Below are 18318 nucleotides of genomic sequence, written 5' to 3' on the forward strand. Positions count from 1 at the left end.
GAATCGTGAGGAAGCGCGATGACAACGTTCACCCCCCACACCCCGGCCCCTGACCGTCACGCCCACATGCCGCACCGCCGCTGCGGTCGCAGTGGCTTACACCTGCCGGCGCTCTCGCTAGCCTTGTCCCGCAGCCTCGGCGACAATTCTCCGTTCCAGAACCACACGGCGCTGATCCACCACGCCTTCGATCGAGGCATCACCCACTTTGACCTTGCTCCCCAGTACGGCCCCCCGCAGGGTGCTGCTGAGAAGAACTTTGGCCGGGTCCTGGCTGGCCTGCGGCCCTGGCGCGACGAGCTCATCGTCTCCGTCAGCCCGTCCCTCGCCGCGCTCACGGGGTTTGGCTCGCGCAAGCACATGCGCGCCTCCCTCGACGCCACCCTGCGCCGCACCGGCCTGGAGTACGTCGACATCTACTACGCTCACCGCCCTGATCCCCGGGTCCCACTCGAGGAAACCATGGAGGCTTTGGCCACGGCGGTTCATGAGGGCAAGGCCCTGTACGTGGGACTATCCGGGTACGCTCCCGCCACCTTGAACAGGGCCGCCGCCATCCTCGCGGACCTCGGATCCCCACCGGCCGTGTGCCAGGCCTCGTACTCCCTGCTCAACCAGTGGGTGACCGAAGGCCTCCTTGACGTGCTCACTCAGCATGGCGTAGGGCTGGTGGCTGGGGCGCCACTCGCCCACGGAGCCCTTGTAAGTACCTCGCCTACGTTCCCTGTCATCACCTCTCAGGACGAGGCGGTCGAGATGCTGGCTGACATTGCGCAGACGCGTGGCCAGTCCCTGCCGCAATTGGCCCTGTCGTGGCTGCTGCACGACACACGAGTCACCACCGTGCTTAGCGGGGCATCCACAGCCATCCACTTGGAAGAGAATCGGGCGGCTGTGGAGCGGGGGGACCTCACCCCGGGGGAACTGGTGCTCATTGCGGACGCGCTGGGCGTCGCGGGGGTTGAGGGGGGAGTGCGCGGGGCCTAATCCGCAGTTCGCGTTGGCGGTCGGCAGGGAACGGAGCCTCCTCGCCCGGGGGATCTCCGTGCGTCGGGGGCTCACCTGTGGTGAGGAGCCGCGGCTCATGGTCAACAAGACGGCTTTCCCCGGCAGGTGGCACCCGGCGGCAAGGTCACCTACACCGTGACCCTGCGCAACCCGGGCTCCACCGACTACGCTGGAGCCGACTTCAACGATGACCTCACCAAGGTCCTCGACGACGGCACCTACAACAAGGACGCCAAGGCCAGCTCCGGCAAGGTCGCCTACAAGAAGCCGAAGCTGAGTCGGACCGGTGACGTCGCCGCGGGCAAGACTGTCACGGTCACTTACCCGGTGAAGGCAGCCGTCCGCCCGGCCGGTGACAGGAAACTCACCAACGTCATCACCAGCTCCAGCAACACCAATTGTCCGGTGCCGATGAACCGCGCGGCCGGGGTCATCGACAAGAACTGCACCACCACGACGCCCGTCACGAAGAAGATCACCGTGATCAAGAAGGACGCCAGGACAGGTGCCCGACTGCACGGCGCGGTGTTCGAACTGTGGCGTGAGTCCAGCGGCAAGGCCGGACTGCAGTATTCGGGCAAGAACGCCGACATCCGGATCGGTACCGGCTGCGCCACCGATCTCAAGGAGACGTGTACCTTCTACGCTACCGGCAACGGGTAGTTCTACGTGCGGGAGACCGCTGTCCCCGAGGGCTACGTCCTGCCCCGTGGCGCGGCGGCGATCCACGGACCGCGCACGGTCTCGGAGCGCACCGGCGAACTCGACATCACCCTGACCAACCGTCCCGGTGGAGGCAAGAAGAAGTAACGCTTCGCACCTCCACGAAGGCAGCCCGTCCACCGTCTCCCAGGGTGGGCGGGCTGCCCGCATCGAGCGGTCACGTCAGGCCACTTCCGGTACCGGCCCCGTCGTCGAGCGGATGACCAGTTCCGGATCGAAGAGCAGCTCGCCGGTGGGCACGTCGCGATTGCCGACGAGGGCGAGGACGCTCCGGCCGGCCTCCAGGGCGAGGCGGTCGGCGGGCTGGCGGACCGTGGTCAGCGGGGGATCGGTGAACTCCGTGATCATCGTGCCGTCGTAGCCCACGACCGAGACCTCGTCCGGGACCGAGCGGCCGAGGCGCCGGATGCCCCGGATCGCGCCGAGCGCCATGTAGTCGCTGGCCGCGACGATCGCTGTGGCGCCGAGGCCGAGCAGGGTGCCGGCCGCCGCCTGGCCGCCCTCCACGGTGTAGGACTGCCGGATCACCAGGCGTTCGGCGTCCTCGACGCCGCGCTTGGCCATCGAGGTGAGGAAACCTTGGACGCGCCGGTCGGCGGGGTGGTTGCCGGCCGGGCCCGAGGCCATGCCGATGGTGCGGTGGCCCAGGCGGTACAGGTGGTCGACGGCCAGTTCGGCGGCGAGGGCGTCGTCGGTCGAGTAGACGGGGGCGGGCACGCCGTCCGTGAACTCGCCGTTGATGCCCACGTACGGAATGCGCCGGGCGCGCAGGATTTCGTACGTCTCCGTGTCGGCGCCTTCGATGGTGTTGGACGCGGACAGGAAGACGACGGCGGCGACGCCCTTGTCCACGAGGGAGTTGATGAAGTCGCGTTCCTGTACGCCGCCGGGGAAGGCGGGGCAGAGGACTGTTTTGAGGCCGTGCGGTGCTAGCGCGGACTCAATGCGCTCGGCGACGTCCGCGAAGAAGGGGTTGGACACGAACTCTGTGACGACGGCGACGAGTTGGCCCTGGGTGGGCCGTTCGTAGCCGAGTTCGGTCATGGCCTGCTCGACGGCGTCCCTGGTCTTCTTGGCCACGCCCTGGCGCCGGTTGATGACCCGGCTGACGGTTGCCTCACTGACCTGGGCCCGCACTGCGACCTCGGTGATGCCGACCTTCATCGTGGTCCTTCCGAGACGGTGAGCGAGATCAGTCCTCCGCGCGGCACGGGCAGCGACTGCAGTCCCTCGTGCAGGAAGTGCAGCGGGCCCTCGATCATACGGCCGTCGGGGCCGTGGACCAGGCTTTGCGTCCAGCCCTCACCGCCTCTGACCTCGACCGCGATCCGGTCCGTGGGGGAGCCGTTGACCAGGGTGAACCGCTGGTGGGCGGCAAGATCGAGGGGGACGACCCGGTCGCTGTGCACACTGATCAGCGCCTGGCCTGCGGCGGCCGCCCGCACCACGGTGAACAGCTCGTCCGGACGGCCTGGTTCCACCTCGCCGTCCAGGAGTAGCTCCCGGTGCGCGCTCCACTGCCGCAGCCAGAACTCCACCGTCCTCAGGTGGGATTCGGAGAGTTCGTCGAGACGTACGGAGATCTGCGGGACGCAGTGCAGCGCACCGATGAGCTGCCTTGCGACCGCTTCGACCGGGGCGTCGCGGTCCCACAGGAGCATGTCAGAGTGGACGGCCCCGCCCACTGCGAGCAGTGAGGTGTCCAGGGTGCGGACCCGGTTGGCGGTGGCGTCGGCCGGGCAGTCGAAGGAGCGCAGCATATTGCCGAACGGGGCCATCCCTGGCCCGGTGTAGGGCTGTCGCAGTTCGAGGAGAACCTCTGGCCGTACGGATTCCAGTGCCGCGCGGAGCTCGGTGAGCAGCGCGGTCATCGCGAGGCCCACATCGGGGATGTCGGCCCCCGCGGGGCACTCGGGGCTCCCCGCGTACACCATCACCTCGTCCAGGAAGTCCACCTTGAGCCCGTCGAGCCCGTGCTCGGCGACGAGGCGGGTGCACAACTCCACGACGTGGGCGCGTACTTGGGGCAGCCGGGGATCGAGGACGTACGCTCCCGGAGCGCCGGCCGGTGCGGGCGCACAGGAGGCGAGCCGGTCGAAGCAGGCGGCGCTCGGCCCGAGCAGCAGCGGCGCGATCCACGCCACATAGCGCAGACCCGTTTCCTGTACGCGCTCCACATGTGCGGTGAAGTCGGGGAACTTGGCCCGGTCGGGCCGCCAGTCCCCGCACCCGGCGTAGCCCCGGCCGCTGCCGAGCTCCTGCCAGCCGTCGTCGAGGATGAGCACCCCGCAGCCGAGCCGGGCCGCGAGCGTGGCCTGGGTTTCGACCTCGGTGGCGGACACGTTCTGGTTGAAGGCGTACCAGGTGGAGTAGACGGGCGTACGCGCGGCTTCGGGCACCGGCATCGGGACGATCCGCTCCGCGAACCAGCCGCGCAGCACGCGCAGCGCCGATGCCACCGAGGCGGCGCGGGGCACGAAGGCGATCTCGTGCGGCTCCTTCGAGGCGGGCAGCCTCAGGTGCACGACATGGGTGTCGCTCTCCTCGGACACCCCGAACCGCAGCGACGCCTCCCGCACCGGGTCGGCCGCCGCGAAGGTCAACAGCGTGGCCCCCGTGTGGTCGTAGAGGCACCCGGCGGCCGCCGCGTCCACCAGGGAGACCTCGGAGCGGCCGGCCCAGTCGGCGAGCAGGGTGCGCTGCCAGCCGCCCTGTGGATGCCAGTACCCGGCGGCGTCGCCGAGCGGGACGGACAGCCGGATCTCGAGGGGCGCGCCCGGGCAACGTACGGTCAACATCCTTACGCCGTCGTGCGGTTCGCCCAGCTGCCAGGAGGCGTCCGGGGCGACCACGGCGATGCGTACGCCGTCCAGGAGCGGCTCGAAGGGGGCCGGTGCGAGACCTGCCGTGGTGACGGCCTCGGGGGCGTCGTCGATGAGCGTGTGCACAGTCACTCCTTCACCGCGCCGGCGAGCAGGCCGGAGACGAAGTGGCGCTGCAGCGCCAGGAAGACGAGTGCCATCGGGATGGCGGCGATGGCGGTACCGGCGAGGATCGCGCCGTAGTCGGTGTTGTCCACGCCCTGCAGGGAGGCCAGGGCGACCGGGATGGTGAAGGATGCGCCGTCGCGCAGGACGATCAGCGGCCAGATGAAGTCGTTCCACTGGAAGAGGAACAGGAAGATGGCCAGGGCGGCGAGGGCCGGTTTCATCGGTGGCAGGACGACCTTGATGAACAGCCGCAGCTCGCCGCAGCCGTCCATCCGGGCCGAGTCGAGCAGTTCGTCGGGGAGCGCGGCCATCGACTGACGCATCAGGAAAATCCCGAAGGGCAGCGCCAGATTCGGCATGATCACGGCCTGATAGGTGTTGAGCCACTCCAACTCCGCCATCATCTTGAACAGCGGTACCAGGGTGACCTGGGCGGGGATGACCAGACCCAGCATCAACAGCCCGAACAGACCCTCCCGGCCCCGGAAGCGGAACTTGGCGAAGCCGTATCCGGCGAGGGTGCACACTGCCCCGGCGCACACCGTGTAAATCACCGCGATGAGCAGGGAGTTGACGACCACCTGGCCGAACTGCGCGGAGGTCTGCAGGCTGTCCAGGTTGTCCATGAGATGTCCGCCGGGCAGCATCGGCGGCGGACTGTCGAAGATGTCCTCGGAGCTGTGGGTGGCGGCGATCACCAGCCAGTAGAAGGGCAGCGCGACGGCGGCGAGCACGATGGCGAGGCCCGAGGTCAGCAGGATGCCCCGGCCCCTGGTGCGGGGGTGGACCGTGCTCATGACTTGTCTCCCAGCACCTTGAACTGGATCACTCCGAGGATGCCGATCAGTACGGCGAGCGCGTAGGCGATGGCCGAGGCGTAGCCGAAGTCGAAGTATTTGAAGGCGTTCTGGTACAGGTACACGCCGATCGTGAGAGTGGCGTTGTCGGGGCCGCCGCCGGTGAGGATGTACGGCTCGTCGAAGATCTGCAGGGTGCCGATCGTGGAGAGCACCGTCGTCAGCAGCAGTGCGGGGCGCAGGCCCGGCAGGGTCACGTGCCGGAAGGACTTCCAGGCGCCCGCGCCGTCCACCGCCGCCGCGTCGTACAGCTCACCGGGTATGGTCTGCAGACGGGCGAGCAGGATCACCGCGTTGTAGCCGGTGTAGTGCCAGGTCAGCGCGAGACCGAGGGAGATCTTTGCCCACAGCGGGTCGGTCAGCCACGGCACGCCGTCCAGGCCCACCAGCGAGAGCAGCCAGTTGACCAGACCGTACTCCTTGTTGAGGAGGACGGAGAAGATGATCCCGTACGCCACCAGGCCGGTCACCATCGGCATGAAGAAGCCGAGCCGGAAGACGGAACGGCCGCGCAGCAGCGTCGAGTTGAGGGCGACCGCGAGACCGGTGGCGAGGGCCAGCATCACCGGGACCTGGACCGCCAGGATGATCCCGGTGTTCTTCAGGGCCGTCCAGAAGAGCGGATCGTCGAGGAGGCGGGTGTAGTTGTCGCCGCCGACGAAGGTGTCGACCCCGTCGATCGTCTTGTAGAGGCTGAGGACGAAGGACCAGGCGATGGGGTACAGCTTGAACGCCGCGAAGAGCAGCAGCGCGGGCAGGATGAAGAGGTACGGGGCGAGATTGCGGCGCCTTCCGGTCCGCCTTGCCGGTTGCTTGGCCGGGGCGCCGGGCGGTGCCTGCTTGCGGACGAGCGTGGCGGTCATCGCACGACCTTGCGTCCGGTCTGCTTGCCGAGCTGGTCGGCGGCGTCGGCCAGGACCTTGGCCGGGTCGGCGCCCTTGAGCAGGACCTTCGACTGGGCGTCGGTGACGAGCTTGAGCGCACGGGCGTAGTCGGAGGTGTAGTTGAAGGCCGACTGGGGCGCCTTGAGCGCCTCGAGGAAGATCTCACCCTTCTTCTGGCCGCTGAAGAACTTCGACGGCTCATGGAAGACCGCGTCGTCGTACGCCTTCATCAGGGCCGGGGCGATGCCCTTGCCCTTGTAGATCTTCACCTGGGAGGCCGGGCGGGTCAGGACGTACTCGATGAAGCTCCACGCGGCGGCCTGATTCTTGCTGCTCCCTGCGACTGCGAGATGGGTGGAGTTCACGGTCGCGGCCTGCGATCCGCCCCGGCGGACGGCCGGGGGAAGACGCACGCCCCACTTGCCGGCCTCGTCGGGCACGGTCTCCTCGATGATGCCGCCGAACCAGGTCGGCCAGGGCAGCACGGCCGCGGTGCCCTTCTTGATGGAGCTGATCAGGGCGTTCCAGCCGCCGGACAGATCGCTGACCAGGTCGGCGTCGTTCATCTTCTTGATGATCGTCATGGCCTTCACGGCCTCGGGAGAGTCAAGCGTGATCTCGCCGTCGAGATTGAAGTAGAAGGCGCCCTGCAGCTGGAGCAGCATCTGGAAGAAATTGGCGGCGTCGGCCTGTGAGGCGGGCTTGTCGATGCCGAGCAGGAACTTGCCGGTCTTCTTCTTGATCTCCTTGCCGGCCTCGATGGTCTCGTCCCAGGTCTGGAGCGAACCGGCGTCGATCCCGGCGTCTTCGAAGACATCGGTGCGGTAGTAGAAGCCCCCCGAATTCGCCTCCCAGGGAAGGGCGTTGACCTTCGAGCCCTTGGGGGAGACCGTCTGCCACATACCCTGTGCGAAGGCGTCCTTGTGGCGGGTGGCGCCGAGCTCGCCGAGGTCGGCCAGGCCGTTAGGGAACTTCTCCGCGTAGCCCGGCAGGTAGTCGACGCCGATGTGCAGGACGTCGGCAAGGCCGTCGCCGCCCGCCGCCATCGCCGTGGTGATCTTGTCCCAGATCGCAGGGTTGCCGATGTCCTCGACGGTGACCTTGATGTCGGGGTACTTGGTGTTGAACTCCGGTACGAGGGCCTTCATCTCGGCCGCCGGCCCCTGCCAGGACCAGACGGTGATCGAGCCCTTGTCCTTGGCGCCCGCCGAGCCGGAGGCACCGGCGTCGCCCGTGCCCGAGCAGGCGGTCAGGCCGGTGAGCCCGGCGCCCGCGGCGGCGAGCGCGCCGCCCATCTGCAGCACCTTGCGACGTTGAAGTTCCATGGCTGTCCCCACCCTGCTCGCACACCGTTGCGGAAGCTGACGGGACGGGACGCTAGCTGCGGCCTTCGGGGACTTGCAAGAGTTGAGTGAAAACTTTCTGTCTGTCAGTGCAATTGATGCTGTCGGATCCATTGCAAGCATTCTGAGGGCGTTGCTAGCGTGCCGCCCGCCCCGGTCAGTGAGGACCGCGGTCGCCGCCCACAGTCCGGGAGTTCCCGATGAGGCCTGCACGTCCCGCACGTCTGTCGCTGTTGTCCGCACTCGCGCTGCTCGTCCCGCTCGCGCCCCTGACGCTGAGCGGCTCTGCCTCGGCGAAGCCCCACAAGGCCGCGGTCCCCGCGCTGCTGACGGTCGCCAACCCCGGCTTCGAACAGGGCGCGACGGGCTGGCAGTTCACCGCCGGCACCGGGGTCGCCCCGAACAACCCGCACGGCGGCACCAAGCTGATCTACCTCGACGCGGGCGCGGGCAAGAAGGTCACGCAGACGGTGACGGCGACCGGACCGGGCACGTACGACGTCTCGGCCTGGATCGCGACCGGCGGCGCGAACGGCAAGTACGTCGCCCGCGTCAACGGCACCGTCGCCGCCTCGCTCACCCTGCCGAGCGCCGCCAACTACCGCCGCCACACGCTCAGCCGGATCGCCCTGAAGACCGGCGACAAGCTGGAGATCGCCTTCGAGTCCGGCGACGGATGGATCAACTCCGACGACCTCATGGTCTCGCCCTCGTCCCCGGCCGACCCCAAGGTCAGCTCCTCGGACCCGAAGATCGTCGAGATGTTCAACTGGTCCAAGCGCAAGGCCAACAGTTGGGTCCACCTGCCCGGCACCCAGGGCCCGCTCAACGTCGACGAACGCAACACCAGCGGCACCGGCACGGGCACCTACGCCGCCTCCTATTGGGCGGGATACGCCAACCGCAGCGGCTACTACTCCCGCGACATGGCCCACCAGCTGTCCGGCGCCGGTGTGCTCGGACTCAACGCAGAGAACAAGGCGATGCTCCGCTCTTACGCCGCCTCCGCGACCGCCGAGCACAAGTACTACCCGGTGTGGGCGCTCAACTTCGACGCCAAGACCTACCTGTCCATCGACTACAAGAGCCCCACCGACTTCGTGCGCGAGGTCCCCGCCACCTTCGAACTCGTCGAGAAGGCGGCCGAGGCGTACCGCTGGAGCGGCGACCGCGCTTATGTGGACGACCCCGCACTGTGGGACTTCTACCGGCATGCCACCAACGAGTTCGTCGACCTGCACGACTCGATCAAGGACAACGGCTCGGTGAAGGTCGCCGAGGGCACCGGGCGGGGCATCTTCCAGGGCGCCGCCAGTTACAACGAGCAGAGCGACGAGCCGCTCGCCGAGGCCGGCGACGCGATCGGCTCCCAGTACCAGGCCTACCTGGCGATGGCCTCGCTCGCCCGCGGCAAGGGCGACAGCGCCCTCGCGGCAACGTACGAGACGAAAGCCAAGGACCTCAAGGCGTACTTCAACTCGACCTGGAGCGGCACCGGTTCGGGCGCCTCGATGGTGCGCGGCTACACCACGGACGGGCGGGCGCTGACCGGGTGGGGCAAGGAGAACAGCTGGTTCATGCCGATGAAGCAGCTCCTCGACCCCGGCACCCGCCGCGAGGCCTACCTCGACTACATCGATCAGCAGGCGAGCGGCTCCGGGAAGCCGTCCAACATCGAGGCGATCACGTATCTCCCCGACACGTTCTTCAAGAACAACCGCTCCGGCACCGCCTGGAAGTGGATGAAGTACGTCTACGACCAGAAGGACATCCAGCACGTCAACGCCAAGCAGGGCACCAACGGCGACTACCCGGAGGTCTCCTTCACCCTCCTCGGCCAGACCGTCGAGGGACTCATGGGCATCACGCCCGACGCACCGGCCCGCACCCTGACCACGCAGTCACGCCTGCCGGCCGGGATGGACTGGCTGAAGATCGACGACCTGCAGGTCGGGGGCAACACCTTCTCCGTACGCCACGACGGCGCGACCAAGTCCACGCTCACCAACACGTCCGGCGCGGCGGCCTATACGTGGGAGGCGCGCTTCCCCGGCACGCACACCACCATCAAGGTCGACGGACAGGCCCGTGCGGCGAAGACGAAGACCGTGGACGGGGCGACGTACAGCTATGTGACGCCGTCCGTGGCGCCCGGGCAGACGGTGACCGCCGAGGTGGGCTGAGGCAAGAACTTCGCTCCCGCAGCCCCGTCGACGGGGCTGCGGGAGAGGCTCGTCCGATGCTCCAGGGAGTGTTGCTCTGCCGGGCAGTTGCCGGTGGTGGGCGTCAGGCGAGCTTGGAGTCGATCCAGGTGCGGTAGCGGGCGGTCTCGGTGTAGACGCCGGGGGTGCCGGGGTTGGCGCAGCCGTTGCCCCAGGAGACGATGCCGACGAGTTTGCCGTTGTGGACGAGGGGGCCGCCCGCGTCGCCGGTGCAGGCATCCTTGCCGCCGTTCGGATCACCGGCGCAGATCATCCCGGGCCGGATCGAGGCGCCGTTCTGCCGCTTGCACTCGGGGTCGGAGAGGAGCGAAACGGAAACGTAGCGCAGGGCGCTGGCGGCTGGGCCGTGGCGGAACGTGGGCCTTGGTGTGGGCTGGGAAGTACTTCCCCATCCGGCCACAGTCGCCTTGCCGGTGAATTTCTGACCCTGTGTGGGCAGGGCGGCGGTGGTGAGGTTGAGCATGGGCGCCTTGAGCTGGATCAGGGCGATGTCGTCGACGGCGTTGGACTCGCTGAATCCCTGGTGCTTCACGATCCGGACGACCTCGCGGGTCTCGGTCACGCCGGGCACGGTGTTGCCCAGCCCCAGGAGCCCTCCGGTCACCTTGAACTGGCTCGGCGTGGCCCGGTCCACGCACTGGGCCGCGGTCAGCACCCAGTCGGCTCTGACGAGGCTGCCGCCGCAGAAGTGCTTGCCGTTCTTCTGCACGCTGACGATGGTGGGGAACTGGCCGGCGACGGCGGGTGAGCCGCCGATGACCGCGTGCGCGGCAGGCGCAGCGGTGATGATCAGAAGCAGTGCCGCGGTCAGAGTGCCCACCGACGTCAGCAGTCGGCCAACTGCCCTGCGGGTGAGCGTAGTTATGGGGTTGCTGTAAGTCATGAGGTGATCATGGCAGCGGCGCTGATGAGGTGAGTCGCCGTTCTCCGTTCTTGGCCGGAAAGGCACCCAGCGATCGGGACGACGCACGCGGCGGCAGCAGAATCGCCTGCGTCACGCCAACCACTACAAGGGGGTCCGTCATCACGACTATGGCGAGATCCTCAAGGTCATCGAGGTCGACGCCAAGGCCCTTGAAGAGGCGATCAAGAAACTCCATGGAGTCCCTGAGCCGGTCAAGGCGCAGGCGAGGTATGTGATCGAGGCTCTCTCCACGTTCGACGGAAGGTAACCGGGCCCTCGGAACACGGCCGCTGATCGCGTTGCGTTGTAGGTGACGCTACGGAATGCGCTGTTATGTACTGCATGAGCACGAACCGATTCCACGACAAGCCCCTGACCATCGGCGAGGTCTCCGAGCTGACGTCCCTCACGCCCAGGACCATCCGCTATTACCACGAGATCGGCCTGGTTCCCGAGCCGGGCCGAGACGGCGCGGGCAACCGCGCGTACCGCATGGAAGAGATCACCCGGCTGCTCTGGGTCCAGCGGATGGCCGCGGCCGGGCTGAGCCTGGAGGCCGTCAAGGAGGCCGCCGAAGCCACCGATGACCAGCAGGTCCAGACGCTCCTCACCGAGCTGGACCGCATCCTGGCGGCCAAGGAGGAACAGCTGAGGCAGCAGCGGGCGGCGGTGGCCCGCCTCCGCGAGTTCGGCAGTGCGATCGGGCTGTTCACCCCTGAGGTGGCTGCCGCCCACAAGGCCGGTGGCCTCGACGTCCCGAGTGAGCAGGAGCAGGGGTTCCTGCTCCTGCTGGAGGCGACCCACGGCGTCGGCGCGGCTCTGGGCAGCGTGCAGGCCGACGCCTTCCTGGCCGGCCGCCCACACCTCAATGCGGAAGCGCTCCGGCTGAGCGCCCGGTTCGACGAGCTGGCAGACGCGGACGTCGACGACCCTCGGATCGAGGCCTGGGCCCAGGGGATGGCAGCACACTGCGCCGCAGTGGAAGCCGAGGAGGAGGCGTCCGGAGTCCGCTTTGCCGAGCTGGATGTCCAAGAGGTCGACGAGCGGGGTCTCATGCTGGGGGCCCAGGCCATGGGCGCCGCGACCGTCCAGCCGTCTCCAGCTCAGGATCGCGCCATGAAGCGGTATCTGGACCTCGCGATGGCCGACTACTTCGAGGAGAACCCCCGCCCGGGCACCGAACGGTGAGGCAGCCTCCTTGGGGTGGGAAGCCCCACGAGGCGCGGCGGCTCCCGGCTCCGGGCCTGGGTGATGGCCGGACTCGGCGCTGTCGGTGCGGCCATCGGTGGCATCTCCCTACACAGGAACCGGAGGATTCAGCTTCCGCCGTCCGGTTCGTCAAGGCCTGCTCGATAGGCGATCCGTGCGGCCTGGACCCGGTTGTCGGCGCCGAGTTTGGTCATGATGCGGCTGACGTGGCCCTTGACGGTGGATTCGCTGGTGTGGAGCTCGGCGGCGATGGCCGCGTTCGCCAGCCCTCCCGCGAGCAGCCTCAGGACTTCCCGTTCGCGCCCCGACAACGTGTCCAGACGATCCTGCTCGACGGGAGCGAGACGGGGCGGCGGATCGCTGAGCAGGCCGACGGCCCGACGGGTGACCTGGGGATCGATGGCACCGTGCCCGCCGTGCACCAGGCGCACCGCGCGCACGATCTCTTCGGGTGGGCTGTCCTTGAGCAGGAAGCCGGCGGCGCCGGCCCGCAGCGCCTGGCTGATGTATTCGTCGTAGTCGAACGTGGTCAGCACGATCACGCCGGGCGGGCGGGGGAGTTGCAGCATCCGGCGGGTGGCGGTGATGCCGTCCCCGCCGGGCATCTGGACGTCGACCAGTGCCACGTCGGGCAGATACCTGCGGGCACTCTCGACAGCGTCGACGCCTGTCCCGGCCTCCGCCACGATGTGGATGCCGCCGACTGCTTCCAGGGTGGTGCGCAGGCCCCGCCGCATGATCGTGCTGTCGTCGGCGAGCAGCACATTGATCATCCGAGAATTCATGAGGCGTCGTCGTTCCTCTCACCCGTCGCGGCGCGGGTGATTCGGACGGGAAGCCAGGCGCGCAGCCGGAACCCGCCGTCGGGCAGCATCTGTGTCTGGAGGCTACCGCCGAGGACGGCCACTCGCTCCCGCGCACCGGTCAGACCGCTGCCACCGCTTGCCGCCGACTGCTCGTCCCTGGCTCGCGCTGCCGCCCCGTTGATGACCTCAAGTTCGACGCCGACGGGCCGACAGGCGATCTGCACGCCGACCGGCGCACCCGGAGCGTGCTTGGCCGCGTTGGTGAGCGACTCCTGCACGATGCGATACAGGGCCCGAAGGACCGGCGGAGGCAGCGTGTCCAGGTGCCCGTCCACGGTGAAGCCGATACGAGTACCGCCGGCCCGCGCGGCGGATCGGACGAGCTCGTTGAGATCGGTCACCGTAGGCGGGGGAGAGGCGGTCGCCGAGAGCAGCCCGAGGACTTCGCGCAGCTCCTGCAGAGCGGCCCTGCCCTCACCGCGGATCAGCTCGGCCTCGGCCGCGACAGCGGGGTCGCCCTCCGGCCGGGACTGCACGGTGTGCATCGTGGTCGCGATCATCACCATGTTGCCGACCCGATTGCCGATGACATCGTGCATTTCCCGGGCGATACGCGTCCGCTCCGCGCTTCTGGCCTGCTCGGTGCGGATCTCGTGCTCTCGCTCCAACGCCTCGGCACGCGCGGATTGAGCGGCGGCCAGTTCGCGCCGGTAGTTCCAGGCCCGGCCGCCGAGGGCGGGAGCGACGTAGAAGGCGACGAGGTTGAAGCAAAAGTACTCTGCCTCCTGTACGGAGTGCTCCCAATCGGGTCCCGTCAGGTACCAGCCGACGAGGCCGAGCACCACTGTCAGCACTCCGAGGGCTAGCGCGCGCCCGCCGCGCAACGTGGTGCCGAGCGCGAACATGGCGACGGCGGGAACCGTCTGGCCGGTCCAGATACCGTTGTAGCCGTCACTCAGCGGAATCAACTGCGCCAGCACCAGCAGGACGGCGATGACGAGCAGGGGCGCGCGCCGCAGCCCCCACAGCAGGGCACCGATCGCGATGAGTACCGGACGCCAGTCCACCCAGCCGCCGATCTCGTCGGCCAGCCAGGCCAGCGCCAAGACCACGCTCAGGACCAGCGCTTCCCCACAGGGTCGCCACCATGGGGCGACGCGGACCGCGGACTCAGACATACGGCCACGCTAGAGGCGCGCGGGCTACGCCGCCTGGAGAGCCACCTGGATGGAGGCGGCCCGCTGCTGGAGCCAGTGACTTTCGTGCGGCTACCTCCAGAAGGAAGCTGTCGTTGGTCGGGCAGAGGCAGCTACCGGGCCTTCCGCAAGGGCCGCATCAGGAACCTGCTGACCTGCGTCTTGTTGCAGCATCTTTTGCGGCATCCTTTGTCATGGCGAATGCTGACGGTATGAACGTGGAACGGCGGCGCTTGCGCCGCGCCGCGGACGAAGGCTTCGTAGCGAGGGTGTGGCGCGCGGAGCTCGTTCCGGACGACCACCTGCACGGCTTCGTCCTAGCGACGAACCGGGATTGGACGCTCCTGCTGCTGGTCACGGACTCGATGCTGGACGGCTACAGCCTGGTGCGCACTCGGGATGTGACCGGTGTACGCACACGGGGCAAGCGGGACCTTCACCGTCGCTGGATGAAGAAGCACGGCACCTGGCCGCCGCCGGCGCCGCCGGGCGAGCGCCTCGTTCTCGGTAGCACCCGCAGTCTCTTGGGCCAGGTGGGGAGCCGGCACAACCTTGTCGGAGTGCTCATGGAGGACATGGACCCCGACCTTGCGCTCATCGGCAAGGTGGCGTGCCTCGGGAAGAAGTCGGTGCGGCTGCAGGAGATCGACAACACTGCTCATTGGGATCGCACCACGTCCAAGGTGCGGTACGAGGACGTGACTCGCATCGACTTCGCCGACCACTACACTCGGGTTCTCGCCGACCTTGGCGGGATTCCCCCATCGTTCGCATAGTTGCTTTGTGCGGGGCCACACTCGTGCTCAGCGCAGGCGGACAGATGCAGGCCGGCTGGCGACCGCGCCGGCCGGCCTGGTCCACTCGGGCGCCAACGTGCTGCTCCTGGACGAGCCGACCAACAACCTCGATCCCGCTTCACGCGACGAGGTTGTCGCGGCGGTCGGCTCCTGGCCCGGAGCGATCGTGATGGTCACGCACGACGAGGGAGCCATCGACGCGCTGCGCCCCGACCGGGTCCTGCTGCTGCCGGACGCGGACGAGGACCCCTGGAGCGAGGACTATCGCGATCTGGTCGACCTCGCCTGCCCCGCAACTCGCACCCGGCCGAGGCACGCGCCTGTTTCGTGCCGGCCGGGTGCGGGTGGTGTGGGCCCGTACGAGCTACTTCGTGGGCTTCACCGGAGCCTTGACCGGCTTCGGCGCGAAGCTGGTGCCGTTCCAGCGTCCCAGGTCCTTCAGGGTGGCGTCGCAGGACTTCAACTGGCCCTCGGCGCAGGTGAAGTAGATGGCCGGGTCGCCGCCCTTCATGCTCATGCTGATGTTCGGGTTGGACATCATCCCGTCGACGGTGCCTTTGCAGGCGTCGAAGGAGGGACAGCTCAGCATCTGGTACCGCACGGGGGTGGGGCCGGCGGTGTCCGCGGAGGCCGGGGACCCGGCGGCGAGAGTGAGGGAGGCGGCGAGGGAAGCGACGGTGGTGATGCCGCGGGCGAGCGTGGACGTACGCATGGGGACTCTCTTCCTGGAATCGGATGTGGGTGTGCTGGGGCGGCTGATCACTCTTCGTCCACGAGGTTCGCGGAGTCCTTCGGTACGAAGGCGATGGCGAAGACCTGGCGGTCGAAGTCGCCCAGGTACCGGGTGAAGTTGGAGAAGTTGCTCTTGTAGATCTTCATGGGGCGGTTGGCCAGATTGGCGTGGTTGGCGTGGATCCAGCGGCCCTTGGAGCCGGTCTGGGCGCCGTAGAAGCCGAAGTCGAAATTGATCATGCCCGGGCGGGCCTTGTTGCGGTCCTTGCGCATGTCGACCTGACCGGTCTCCGGGTCGGGCAGGAAGGCGTCGGCCTCACCGAGCTCGCGCTGCTCCTTGGTGGCGTCGAGGTCCTGCTCGCTCCAGAAGCGCTTGGAGAAGATCACGGCCCGCAGTTTGGAGGGGTTCATGCCCTGGGGAGTCCAGTGCGAGCTGTTGACCAGGGCCGAGTCCAGGTTCTTGACGCCCTTGAGGGTCTCGTCCGCCTTGACGTGCGTGCGGTACTCGTCGATGGTCCGGGACTGCTCGAGCGCTTCGTTGAGGGCTAGCCGGACGTCCCGGGCGCGGGCGAAGCCACCGGAGCGGCTGAATCCCATCTTCGCGCCGTACGCGTTGGCCTGCTCGGCCTCGTCCGGGTTGTGCTTGAGGTAGCGCTGCTCGCCGCGCTCGGCGCGGTCCTTGTCGTACTCGGCGAAGGCCAGGGTGCCGGGCGGCATCCGGTAGGGGGCGTGGCTGTTGAGGATGGTGAGGCCGACGCATCCGTTGGAGAGCGCGTCCCGCTGCACGTCATCCATCTGCTTCTGGGCGTTGCGGTCCCATTGCCAGTGCCGGATGTAGTCGGTCACGGACAAGGCGGTGACGGTGTTGCCGTCCTCGTCGGTCTCCGCCTCGGGTTCGGGGTCCGGCTCCACCACGGGTTCGGCGGGCGGGACCACTCTGACGTGAGGGGCGCGCTGTCCGAGGGATGTCGCGTTGCCCGCTTCGACATCGGCCGGCGAGAGGCCGTAGACCTCGGCGAAGGTGCGCTCGTCCGGAAAACCGGGGCCGGCCGGGTCGGCCGTGGCGGGCAACGCACTGGCTGACAGCAGGGCGGTGCAGATGGCGGCGGGCAGAAGGTGTCTCAGTCGTGGTGCCATGACGTTCTCCTGGGGCGGTACGGCAGCGGAGCGGCGGCTCAACGGACGGAGGAGTCCGGTGTGGTGGGGGCTTCCTCGATGACGTGCGGGACGACAAGGGCCTCACCGGTCACTTCGGCGAAGGTCTCCTCCCTGAACGGCCCGTCGGGGAGGTCGGGGAAGTCGTCGGCGGGCTCGACCTCGGGCTCGGGCACCAGAGCCTCCGGCGACGCAGACTCCACATCGTGCGGGACGACGGGGGACTCCCCGGTGACCTCGGCGAACGTCTCCTGCCTGACCAGCTCGCCCTCCTTCGCAGCATCTGCCGGAGTGGGTGAGGGGTCCACAGCCGCATGGATTCGGGGGGCCGCGACGGCCGCGGGAACGGTCACCGCTAGCGCGGTGGCGCCGGCCACGAGCCCCAGCGCCACCAAGGCATTGCTCGCGCGTACGGGAATCGACACGATGTCACCTACCAGCTTCGTGGGCGGGGTTGACCTGAACGAAGGTCACCAACGGAGCCAAACACGCCGTGCTCTTGGGCGCGCGGCGGGCGGGCAGGCGGGTGAGGCCCAGGCGCCGATTCGCTGCCCAAATAGAACTGTTGGACCCTCATGGCTGTTGGTTTATCCGGGCGAAGGCGGCGAGGGTCCGGGGTGCGATGAGCCGAATTTTTGGCCGCCCCCGGATGGCTGGTCGCTCGACTCGCGCGGCTTCAACAGGGAAGTCATGCCCCCGTCTGTTCGCGTTTGTCCTGTGTTGCGAAGTTTGGTGGATGATCCATGATCTGCGGCACAGTCCCCGGGACCGGGGTTCCGATGGCCCCGTCCGGACGTCAATCGCGTGTGTCCGTCGCGTTCGCAGGCTGTCGCGTCGGTCCAGGCCTAATCCCGCCCCCGCCGTGGTCGGAGGGGCGGGGGCGGGGTGGCATGCGAGTCCGGCCGCTACTCCGACGCGAGGGGGTAGCCAGTGACGAGCATGTCGTTGAACGCGTCGTAAGTGACTCGCCCCTCGCTGTCCACGACGACCTCCTTCAGGAGCTCATCAACCTCCGGCGAGGTCAGCGCGGAGCCCCAGTTCATAAGGAGCTGGCGGAGCTGGGTCTCCGTGATCCCGGTGCCGTCGGTGTCGAGAGCCTTGAATTCGTCCTGCATCCGCTGCACCTGCTCCGTCGGCGTCCCTGCAGGCTTCGGGACGATGGCGCCGAAGTTCCTGGCGGTGATCCGGGCGTCGGTCCCCCCGGTGACGTCACGCAGGAGCGCATCGACGTCTTCCGGCTTCAACCCGCCTTCGTCCACGAGAAGGGCACGCACGTCCTTCTGGCTGACACCGGTCCCGTCGGCGTTGAGTTTATTGAACCGGTCCCACAGCATCTTGTTCTGTTCCTGTGCCATGTATGGTCGTCCTCCCCTGCTTTCGCGACACAGCGGTATACCGCCGCGACCCAGCGTGACAGGCTGCTGGTCGCCGCGAGCACACAATGCAGAGAGCCAGGCACTGAAGGCTCGGAAGCGCGCGCAAGGCTCCTTGG

General features: G+C 68.2%; 19 protein-coding genes and 1 pseudogene. 7 read left to right on the forward strand and 13 right to left on the reverse strand.

Annotated features, from left to right (window positions below; genetic code table 11):
• The first annotated feature begins 18 nt into the window (after positions 1–18).
• The 3 genes from OG430_RS42305 (at position 19) to OG430_RS42315 (ending at position 1818) form a co-directional block, all read left to right on the forward strand.
• Positions 19–987: an aldo/keto reductase gene (locus tag OG430_RS42305; RefSeq protein WP_327357977.1), complete on the forward strand. Its 969-nt coding sequence runs from the start codon at positions 19–21 to the stop codon at positions 985–987.
• A 126-nt stretch (positions 988–1113) separates the two neighbouring features.
• Positions 1114–1671: a DUF7927 domain-containing protein gene (locus OG430_RS42310; RefSeq protein ID WP_327357978.1), complete on the forward strand. Its 558-nt coding sequence runs from the start codon at positions 1114–1116 to the stop codon at positions 1669–1671.
• Between the two features lie 6 nt (positions 1672–1677).
• Positions 1678–1818: a hypothetical protein gene (locus OG430_RS42315; RefSeq protein ID WP_327357979.1), complete on the forward strand. Its 141-nt coding sequence runs from the start codon at positions 1678–1680 to the stop codon at positions 1816–1818.
• 75 nt (positions 1819–1893) lie between these two features.
• Here OG430_RS42315 and OG430_RS42320 read toward each other — a convergent pair whose 3' ends face one another.
• From OG430_RS42320 to OG430_RS42340, 5 genes are read right to left on the reverse strand one after another with little or no spacing between them, the layout of a single operon-like run.
• A complete protein-coding gene (locus tag OG430_RS42320) occupies positions 1894–2895 on the reverse strand; it encodes a LacI family DNA-binding transcriptional regulator (protein WP_327357980.1) in 1002 nt (333 codons plus the stop codon).
• Positions 2892–4679 (reverse strand): glycoside hydrolase family 36 protein, encoded by a 1788-nt coding sequence (locus tag OG430_RS42325; protein WP_327357981.1) that lies wholly within the window; start codon positions 4677–4679, stop codon positions 2892–2894. Before OG430_RS42325 ends, OG430_RS42320 begins: the two co-directional genes overlap by 4 nt.
• A gap of 2 nt (positions 4680–4681) precedes the next feature.
• The gene (locus tag OG430_RS42330; protein ID WP_327357982.1) at positions 4682–5518 is read right to left on the reverse strand and encodes a carbohydrate ABC transporter permease; all 837 of its coding nucleotides are present in this window, start codon (positions 5516–5518) and stop codon (positions 4682–4684) included.
• Entirely contained in the window at positions 5515–6441 is a 927-nt protein-coding gene (locus OG430_RS42335) for a carbohydrate ABC transporter permease (RefSeq protein WP_327357983.1), read from the reverse strand. The genes OG430_RS42330 and OG430_RS42335 overlap by 4 nt, the downstream gene beginning before the upstream one ends.
• The gene (locus OG430_RS42340) at positions 6438–7787 is read right to left on the reverse strand and encodes an ABC transporter substrate-binding protein (protein ID WP_327357984.1); all 1350 of its coding nucleotides are present in this window, start codon (positions 7785–7787) and stop codon (positions 6438–6440) included. The genes OG430_RS42335 and OG430_RS42340 overlap by 4 nt, the downstream gene beginning before the upstream one ends.
• Positions 7788–8005: 218 nt before the next feature.
• Here OG430_RS42340 and OG430_RS42345 point away from each other — a divergent pair, with 218 nt between their 5' ends.
• A complete protein-coding gene (locus OG430_RS42345) occupies positions 8006–9988 on the forward strand; it encodes a hypothetical protein (RefSeq protein WP_327357985.1) in 1983 nt (660 codons plus the stop codon).
• Positions 9989–10091: 103 nt separating this feature from the next.
• Here the strand turns inward: OG430_RS42345 and OG430_RS42350 are convergent, their stop codons facing one another.
• Together OG430_RS42350 and OG430_RS42355 are read right to left on the reverse strand one after the other, a co-directional pair.
• A complete protein-coding gene (locus OG430_RS42350) occupies positions 10092–10910 on the reverse strand; it encodes a serine protease (RefSeq protein ID WP_327357986.1) in 819 nt (272 codons plus the stop codon).
• Positions 10911–10917: 7 nt separating this feature from the next.
• Complete coding sequence (locus OG430_RS42355) at positions 10918–11127, reverse strand: hypothetical protein (RefSeq protein ID WP_327357987.1); 210 nt, start codon at positions 11125–11127, stop codon at positions 10918–10920.
• 146 nt (positions 11128–11273) lie between these two features.
• Between OG430_RS42355 and OG430_RS42360 the strand changes: the two genes are divergently transcribed.
• A complete protein-coding gene (locus OG430_RS42360) occupies positions 11274–12119 on the forward strand; it encodes a helix-turn-helix domain-containing protein (protein ID WP_327357988.1) in 846 nt (281 codons plus the stop codon).
• Between the two features lie 128 nt (positions 12120–12247).
• On the opposite strand, the gene OG430_RS42365 is transcribed toward OG430_RS42360, so the two are convergent.
• The gene (locus OG430_RS42365) at positions 12248–12925 is read right to left on the reverse strand and encodes a response regulator transcription factor (protein WP_327357989.1); all 678 of its coding nucleotides are present in this window, start codon (positions 12923–12925) and stop codon (positions 12248–12250) included.
• A complete protein-coding gene (locus tag OG430_RS42370; RefSeq protein ID WP_327357990.1) occupies positions 12922–14124 on the reverse strand; it encodes a sensor histidine kinase in 1203 nt (400 codons plus the stop codon). The genes OG430_RS42365 and OG430_RS42370 overlap by 4 nt, the downstream gene beginning before the upstream one ends.
• A 230-nt stretch (positions 14125–14354) precedes the next feature.
• Between OG430_RS42370 and OG430_RS42375 the strand changes: the two genes are divergently transcribed.
• Together OG430_RS42375 and OG430_RS42380 are read left to right on the forward strand one after the other, a co-directional pair.
• A complete protein-coding gene (locus OG430_RS42375) occupies positions 14355–14918 on the forward strand; it encodes a hypothetical protein (protein WP_327357991.1) in 564 nt (187 codons plus the stop codon).
• Positions 14919–14982: 64 nt separating this feature from the next.
• Positions 14983–15225 (forward strand): annotated as a pseudogene (locus OG430_RS42380) (ABC transporter ATP-binding protein); the annotation flags it as partial.
• Positions 15226–15303: 78 nt separating this feature from the next.
• Here OG430_RS42380 and OG430_RS42385 read toward each other — a convergent pair.
• The 4 genes from OG430_RS42385 to OG430_RS42400 all read right to left on the reverse strand — a co-directional run bounded on the left by OG430_RS42385 (position 15304) and on the right by OG430_RS42400 (position 18181).
• Positions 15304–15651 carry a hypothetical protein gene (locus OG430_RS42385; RefSeq protein ID WP_327359503.1) on the reverse strand — a complete coding sequence of 116 codons (348 nt, stop codon included), beginning with the start codon at positions 15649–15651 and terminating at the stop codon, positions 15304–15306.
• A 47-nt stretch (positions 15652–15698) separates the two neighbouring features.
• Positions 15699–16808, reverse strand: a complete 1110-nt coding sequence (locus tag OG430_RS42390; RefSeq protein WP_327357992.1) for a hypothetical protein — start codon at positions 16806–16808, stop codon at positions 15699–15701.
• Between the two features lie 38 nt (positions 16809–16846).
• A complete protein-coding gene (locus OG430_RS42395) occupies positions 16847–17251 on the reverse strand; it encodes a hypothetical protein (protein ID WP_327357993.1) in 405 nt (134 codons plus the stop codon).
• Between the two features lie 480 nt (positions 17252–17731).
• A complete protein-coding gene (locus tag OG430_RS42400; protein WP_327357994.1) occupies positions 17732–18181 on the reverse strand; it encodes a hypothetical protein in 450 nt (149 codons plus the stop codon).
• Between the last annotated feature and the right edge of the window lie 137 nt (positions 18182–18318).

It is taken from the genome of Streptomyces sp. NBC_01304, assembly GCF_035975855.1.
In the GTDB taxonomy this organism is placed as follows: Bacteria; Actinomycetota; Actinomycetes; order Streptomycetales; family Streptomycetaceae; genus Streptomyces.

Excerpts from the sequence above, each read along its gene's own strand:
- OG430_RS42400 (WP_327357994.1), bottom strand. The coding sequence starts at position 18,181 with ATGGCACAGGAACAGAACAAGATGCTGTGGGACCGGTTCAATAAACTC.
- OG430_RS42365 (WP_327357989.1), bottom strand. The coding sequence starts at position 12,925 with ATGAATTCTCGGATGATCAATGTGCTGCTCGCCGACGACAGCACGATC.
- OG430_RS42340 (WP_327357984.1), bottom strand. The coding sequence starts at position 7,787 with ATGGAACTTCAACGTCGCAAGGTGCTGCAGATGGGCGGCGCGCTCGCC.
- OG430_RS42360 (WP_327357988.1), top strand. The coding sequence starts at position 11,274 with ATGAGCACGAACCGATTCCACGACAAGCCCCTGACCATCGGCGAGGTC.
- OG430_RS42370 (WP_327357990.1), bottom strand. The coding sequence starts at position 14,124 with ATGTCTGAGTCCGCGGTCCGCGTCGCCCCATGGTGGCGACCCTGTGGG.
- OG430_RS42390 (WP_327357992.1), bottom strand. The coding sequence starts at position 16,808 with ATGGCACCACGACTGAGACACCTTCTGCCCGCCGCCATCTGCACCGCC.
- OG430_RS42375 (WP_327357991.1), top strand. The coding sequence starts at position 14,355 with ATGAACGTGGAACGGCGGCGCTTGCGCCGCGCCGCGGACGAAGGCTTC.
- OG430_RS42330 (WP_327357982.1), bottom strand. The coding sequence starts at position 5,518 with ATGAGCACGGTCCACCCCCGCACCAGGGGCCGGGGCATCCTGCTGACC.
- OG430_RS42305 (WP_327357977.1), top strand. The coding sequence starts at position 19 with ATGACAACGTTCACCCCCCACACCCCGGCCCCTGACCGTCACGCCCAC.
- OG430_RS42385 (WP_327359503.1), bottom strand. The coding sequence starts at position 15,651 with ATGCGTACGTCCACGCTCGCCCGCGGCATCACCACCGTCGCTTCCCTC.
- OG430_RS42335 (WP_327357983.1), bottom strand. The coding sequence starts at position 6,441 with ATGACCGCCACGCTCGTCCGCAAGCAGGCACCGCCCGGCGCCCCGGCC.
- OG430_RS42345 (WP_327357985.1), top strand. The coding sequence starts at position 8,006 with ATGAGGCCTGCACGTCCCGCACGTCTGTCGCTGTTGTCCGCACTCGCG.
- OG430_RS42320 (WP_327357980.1), bottom strand. The coding sequence starts at position 2,895 with ATGAAGGTCGGCATCACCGAGGTCGCAGTGCGGGCCCAGGTCAGTGAG.
- OG430_RS42355 (WP_327357987.1), bottom strand. The coding sequence starts at position 11,127 with ATGGAGTTTCTTGATCGCCTCTTCAAGGGCCTTGGCGTCGACCTCGAT.
- OG430_RS42350 (WP_327357986.1), bottom strand. The coding sequence starts at position 10,910 with ATGACTTACAGCAACCCCATAACTACGCTCACCCGCAGGGCAGTTGGC.